Here is a 5,868-nt window from a genome sequence, read left to right as displayed (position 1 = left end):
GCGCCGCACGGCCGACGCCGCCTTCGCCGGCGCGCGCGAAGGCCAGGTGCGCGCCGAGGCCGCCGCCGAGGCCGCCGGCACGGCGGAGGAAGCCGTCGCCGCGCGCATCGCCGAACGGCTCGGCGAGGATGCGGAACTGCCCGAGACGCCGGAGGAACTCTCCGATGCGGCGGAGGAGAAGGCACGGCGCAAGGTCGAGCGGCTCGCCCGGGAACGGGAGGAGATGGGCCCGGTCAACCTGCGCGCGGAGATCGAGGTCGCCGAGATCGAGGAGCGCATCCGCACCATCACCGTCGACCGCGACGAGGTGCAGGCCGCGATCGCCAAGCTGCGCGGGTCGATCGGGCACCTGAACCGGGAGGGCCGGGAGCGGCTGCGGGAGGTCTTCGACCGCGTCGACGCGGAGTTCCGCAGCCTGTTCTCCCGCCTGTTCGGCGGCGGGCGGGCGCATCTCGCGCTGGTCGGCTCGGACGATCCGCTGGAGGCGGGGCTCGAGATCTATGCCGAGCCGCCGGGCAAGAAGCTCGCGACGCTGAGCCTGCTGTCGGGCGGGGAGCAGGCGCTGACCGCGCTCTCCCTGATTTTCGCGGTGTTCCGCTGCCACCCTGCGCCGGTCTGCGTGCTGGACGAGGTGGATGCGCCGCTCGACGACGCAAATGTGGAACGCCTGTGCGACCTGCTGGATGCGATGGCGGCCGAGAGCGGCACGCGGTTCCTGGTCGTGACGCACCATCCGCTGACCATGGCGCGGATGCATCGGCTGTACGGCGTGACGATGCAGGAACGCGGCGTGTCGCGGCTGCTCAGCGTCGATCTCGGCCAGGCGGTGCAGATGGCGGAAGGACCGGTCGCCTAGAGCAATATCCGATCCGCCGGGAGCGGCTGATCGGATGTCTTGCTCCGGAACCCAGTGATCCTGCGGCACGACATCCGATCACGCTCAGTCAGCGTGATCGGAGAGTGCTGTAGCCGGCGCCGCGGATAAACGCTTCCGTTACCCGCGCGGGAGTATCGAGGACCATCCGGATGGAGGAGGTCCCGCTATGTCGATTGCCCGTCGCGCCCTTCTCGCGGTCGCGGCCATGCCTGCCGCGGCCCTGGCGACGGAGAGCGGGCCGGTGCTGGAACTGGCGGGGCAGATCGCGCCGCCGTCGCCGCGCAGCCTCAGCCTGGCCGAGATCGAGGCTTTCGGCGCGACCGGCCTCGTGACCCACACGCCCTGGACGACGGGGCCGCAGCATTTCGCCGGGGTGACGGTGGAACGGCTGCTCACGGTGCTCGACGCGCGCGGCGCAACGCTGCGCGCGACGGCCCTCAACGACTACATGGTCAGCATGCCGGTGGCCGAGGTCGTGGCCGATGGCGGCTTCCTCGCGACGCGGATCGGCGGCGCGCCCATGCCGGTGCGCACGCGCGGCCCGCTCTGGATCGTGTTCCCTTGGTCGGCGCGGCCGCAGCTCGAGAACGCGGTGACGCGCCAACGCTCCATCTGGCAGATCCGCCGGATCGAAATCGCGTGACGTTGCCCGGCCTCGCCGGGAAAGGCGGATGGTCGCGCTCGACCATCCCGCTGCTGGCCTTCCTGCTGGCCGCGCTGGTGTTCGTCGCCTCGCTCGCGGTCTCGGGGCGCCAACTCGCGAACCATGTGCGGCTGGAAGCGACCGGGCACCGGATCGGCTTCTGGGAAGCGGGGCAGGCGCTGCTGGAAGCCGCGCGGCTGCGCACCGACGTCCACCGCCACGCGGCCGGCGTCCCTGGTGCCGCCGCGGGCATTCCCCAGCGCTTCGAGATCCTCTGGAGCCGCATCCTCGCGCTGCAGGGCGGCGATGGCGAACGGCGCAGCTACCCGGCGCTCGACGCGGTGCGGGCGACGCTGCCCGAGATCCTGGGGCAGCTCACGGCGCTGGAAGCGGACCTGCCCGGAGTCATCGGGCGCGACACCGGGGCGCTGGCGCGGGCCGAGCTCGTGCTGGCGGACCTGGTCTCCCGGCTCAACGTCGCGAACCGGGCGCTGCACCAGGACCGGCAGATCGCCTCCGAGGCGGCGACGCTCGGCCTGTCGCGCCTGCAGACGACCTTCGCGGCGAGCGCGCTCGGGCTGATCGTCAGCGCCTCGCTGCTGTGCACCGTGCTGTTCTGGCTCTGGCGCCGTGCCCAGGCGACGCTGCACGAGGCCGAGGAGGCCCGCGCGCATGCGGGCCGGTCCGAGCGGCTGCTGCGCGTCGTCGTCGATTCGCTGCCGCTGATGGTCTCGGCGCATGACCGTGATGGTCGCTTCGTCATGGCCAATGCCGACTTCGCCGAATTCCACCGCACGACGGAGCAGGCCCTGCTCGGGCGGAGCGTGGCCGAGGCGACGGGCTCGGCCGAGGATGAGGCCGACCTCGCCGCCGCGCTGGCCGGCGGCGGCCAGCTGCCCTTCCGCGAGACCGCGGCGCCAGGCCCCGACGGCAACGCGCGCACGCTGCTGACCAGCGCGGCCCCGGTGCTGGACGCCGATGGCGCGGTGACCGCGGTCGCCCGCATCTCGCTCGACATCACCGAGCGGAAGGCCGCCGAGGAGCAGATCCGCTACATCGCGGAGCATGATTCGCTGACCGGCCTCGCCAACCGGCTGCTGTTCACGCAGCGGCTGAACCATGCGCTGAACGCCGGCGGGCGGGTCGCGCTGCACCTGATCGACATCGACGACTTCAAGGACGTGAACGACAGCCTCGGCCACGCCGCGGGCGACGCGTTGCTGCTGACCGCGACCAGCCGCATGCGCGGCTGCCTGCGGCCCGAGGATGTGCTCGCGCGGCTCGGCGGGGACGAATTCGCAGTGGTGCAGCCCGCCATCCGCTGCGCGGAGGAGGCGGAGGCCGTCGCCGCGCGCATCGTCCGGGCGCTGTCCGCGCCCTATGCGATCGAGGGCGCGCTGGTGAAGGCGGGCGCGAGCGTCGGCATCGCCATCGGCGGCACGGCGGAGGCCGACGGGCCGCGGCTGCTCCAGCGCGCCGACATCGCGCTGCACGCGGCCAAGGCGGCCGGGCGGCGCCAGGTGCGGACCTTCTCCGCGGCGATGGACGCGGCGCTCGGCGAGCAGCGGCGGCTGGAGCAGGATGTGCAGAAGGCGCTGGCGGAAAGCGCCTTCCACTTCGCCTTCCAGCCGAAGTTCCGCCTGTCGGACCTCGGCTTCGCGGGCTGCGAGGCGCTGCTGCGCTGGGACCACCGGCTGCGCGGGCCGGTGCCGCCCGGCATCTTCATCCCCGCCGCCGAGCGCGCGGGCCTGTCCGTCCCGCTCGCGCGCCACACGCTGCACGCCGCGCTCCGCCAGCAGGCGGCCTGGCGGGCGCAGGACATCGACATCGCGGTCGCGGTCAACCTCTCGGCCCGGCACATCGTCTCGGGCCAGGCGGTCGAGCTGGTGCGCGACGCGCTCGAGGCCGAGAACGGCGTGCCCGAGCGGCTCGAGATCGAGGTGACCGAGGATGTCTTCATCCGCGACCCGGGTGCGGCGGCCACGACGCTGGAGGCGCTGCGGGGGCTTGGCGTGCGGCTTGCGCTGGATGATTTCGGCACGGGCTACGCCTCGCTCGGCTACCTCCAGCAACTGCCCTTCGACGTGATCAAACTCGACCGGTCCTTTGTGGCGGGGCTGGGGTCCAGCACGCGGACGGAACGGATCGTGGACGCGATCACGCGCATCGCCCACGGGCTCGGCGCCAAGCTGGTGGCCGAGGGGGTGGAGAACGCGGTGCAGCTCGCCCGGCTGCGCGAGATCGGCTGCGACGAGGGGCAGGGCTACCTGCTCGGCCGGCCGATGGCGCCCGAGGCGCTGTCGGCACTCGCGCGGTCCCAAGGGCTGGCCGCCGCGCGCGTCGCGGCGGGCGAGCCGCTCGCCGCCGTCTTCGCCGCGGAATAGGCCGCGCGGCGCCATGCTGCGCCGCCGCATCCGCTTGACAGCACCAAGCCCCCCCCGTAAAGCGCCGCCTGCCTTCCGGCGGGGTCCGCCAGGGAGCGAAGGTGGACGAACGCGACGGTTTCGAGGATCGGTTGCGGCAGGCCAGGGCCCGTGAGGGCCTGGATCGGCGCCCTGACGGGCACGGTCAGCTGCCGCAGGGCCCCTGGGGAATCGGCCTGCGGGCGGGGGTCGAGGTGGTCTCGGCCCTGGTCGTCGGCATCGGTCTCGGCTTCCTGCTGGACCGTTGGCTCGGCACCTGGCCTTGGCTTTTCCTGGTGTTCTTCGTCCTGGGCAGCGTGGCCGGGGTGCTGAACGTCTATCGCCTGTTCAATCCCCGTTCGCGCCCGGGTGTGAAGTGACGATGGCGCGCATGGCGCGCGGCAGGACGAACGGGAGACCAGCCGGTGGCCGTTGAAGGCAAGACGATCGACGCTCTCAGCCAGTTCGAGCTGTCGCCGGTGCTCGGCATCTTCGGTGATGCCGTGTCTTTCAGCCAGTCGAACCTGTTCATGGTGATCGCCGTAGCGCTCACCTGGTACCTGATGAAGGCGACGGCCGACCGCGGCGCGCTCGTCCCTGGCCGCCTGCAGGCGCTGGGGGAAAGCGCCTATGGCTTCATCGCCGGCATGGTGCGCGACCAGGTGGGCGACGAGGGGAAGAAGTACTTCCCCTTCGTCTTCTCGATCTTCATGTTCGTGCTGTTCGGTAACCTGCTCGGCATGCTGCCCTACGCCTTCACGTACACCTCCCACATCGTCGTCACGCTCACGCTCGCGGTCGTGGTGTGGGTGGCGGTGACCGTGATCGCGATCCAGCGCCACGGCATGCACTTCTTCTCCTACTTCTTCCCCGAGGGCGCGCCGGTCTGGCTGGCGCCGATCATCATCCCGGTCGAGGTCATCTCCTACCTCTCCCGCATGGTGAGCCTCTCGGTCCGTCTTTTCGCGAACATGGTCGCCGGCCACGTCATGCTGAAGGTGTTCGCCACCTTCGTCGTGCTGCTCGGCGGCCTCGGCGCGGTCGGCCCCTTCGTCGCCGCCATGCCGCTCGCGGTCAACGTCGCCCTGGTCGGCTTCGAATTCCTGGTCGCGTTCCTGCAGGCCTACGTCTTCGCGATCCTGACCAGCATCTACCTGCACGACGCGGTGCACCTGCACTGACCCGCCATGTGAACGGGGTGCGGTTGCGCACGCGTACGTTCAGAACCTCCATGTAAAGAAGGACGAGCATCATGGAAGTCGCCGCCGCGAAGGCCCTCGGGGCTGGTATCGCCGTCATCGCGCTGTTTGGCGTGGGTCTCGGCATCGGCAACATCTTCTCCTCGCTGATCAACAGCGTGGCGCGCAACCCGGCGGCCCGTGACGTCGTGTTCCCGATCGGCATCCTGGGCTTCGCGCTCACGGAAGCGGTCGCGCTCTTCGCGCTGCTCATCGCCTTCCTCATCCTGTTCGCCTGATCCGCCGCCCCGCCCGCCCATCCGGGCGCGGCGGGGCGCGTGGGCCTGCCCGGGCACCCCGCCCGGGCATCCGGGCTGAGGAGAGAGCGGCGATGCGCCGAGTGTTCGTTCTGGCGGCCCTGGCCGCCACCCTGCCTGCCATGGCCTTCGCGGCGAGCAGCTCCGCCGTGCCGGTCGACGGCATGCCGCAGCTTGCCTTCGGCCATCCGACCCAGGGCCGCCTGCTGGTCGGCCAGATGGTCTGGCAGCTCATCATCTTCGCGGCGCTGGTGTACCTGATGGCGACGATCGCGCTGCCGCGCGTCGGCGCCGTGATCGAGGAGCGCCACCGCCGCATCACCGCCGACCTCGAGGCCGCGCAGGCCGCGAAGCTGGAAGCGGACGCCGCCATGGCCGCGCATCGCGCCGCCAGCGACCAGGCCCGCGCCGAGGCCCGCGCCGCGGTCGCCGCCGCGTTGCAGCAGGCCCA

7 protein-coding genes are annotated in these 5,868 nt (G+C 71.8%); all 7 read left to right on the top strand.

Annotation, left to right across the window (positions count from 1 at the left end; genetic code table 11):
* Positions 1–856: AAA family ATPase (locus tag HW577_RS19230; RefSeq protein ID WP_198377746.1), on the top strand; the 856-nt coding region annotated here is incomplete at its 5' end.
* A gap of 187 nt (positions 857–1,043) precedes the next feature.
* On the top strand, positions 1,044–1,520 hold the full coding sequence (locus HW577_RS19225) for a putative pterin-binding protein (RefSeq protein WP_198377745.1): 477 nt from the start codon (positions 1,044–1,046) through the stop codon (positions 1,518–1,520).
* On the top strand, positions 1,517–3,904 hold the full coding sequence (locus HW577_RS19220; protein WP_198377744.1) for a putative bifunctional diguanylate cyclase/phosphodiesterase: 2,388 nt from the start codon (positions 1,517–1,519) through the stop codon (positions 3,902–3,904). The genes HW577_RS19225 and HW577_RS19220 overlap by 4 nt, the downstream gene beginning before the upstream one ends.
* Positions 3,905–4,005: 101 nt before the next feature.
* On the top strand, positions 4,006–4,302 hold the full coding sequence (locus HW577_RS19215; RefSeq protein ID WP_198377743.1) for an AtpZ/AtpI family protein: 297 nt from the start codon (positions 4,006–4,008) through the stop codon (positions 4,300–4,302).
* A 45-nt stretch (positions 4,303–4,347) separates the two neighbouring features.
* Entirely contained in the window at positions 4,348–5,103 is a 756-nt protein-coding gene (locus HW577_RS19210; RefSeq protein WP_198377742.1) for a F0F1 ATP synthase subunit A, read from the top strand.
* A 71-nt stretch (positions 5,104–5,174) separates the two neighbouring features.
* Complete coding sequence (locus HW577_RS19205) at positions 5,175–5,399, top strand: ATP synthase subunit C family protein (protein WP_198372814.1); 225 nt, start codon at positions 5,175–5,177, stop codon at positions 5,397–5,399.
* A 92-nt stretch (positions 5,400–5,491) separates the two neighbouring features.
* Positions 5,492–5,868, top strand: a 377-nt coding sequence (locus HW577_RS19200; RefSeq protein WP_474100250.1) for a F0F1 ATP synthase subunit B family protein, incomplete at its 3' end; no start/stop codon positions are given.

It is taken from the genome of Neoroseomonas rubea (assembly GCF_016106015.1).
GTDB lineage: Bacteria > Pseudomonadota > Alphaproteobacteria > Acetobacterales > Acetobacteraceae > Neoroseomonas > Neoroseomonas rubea.
The sequence above is the reverse complement of the archived record's forward strand: the minus strand, read 5'-3'. Positions and strand labels throughout refer to the sequence as shown.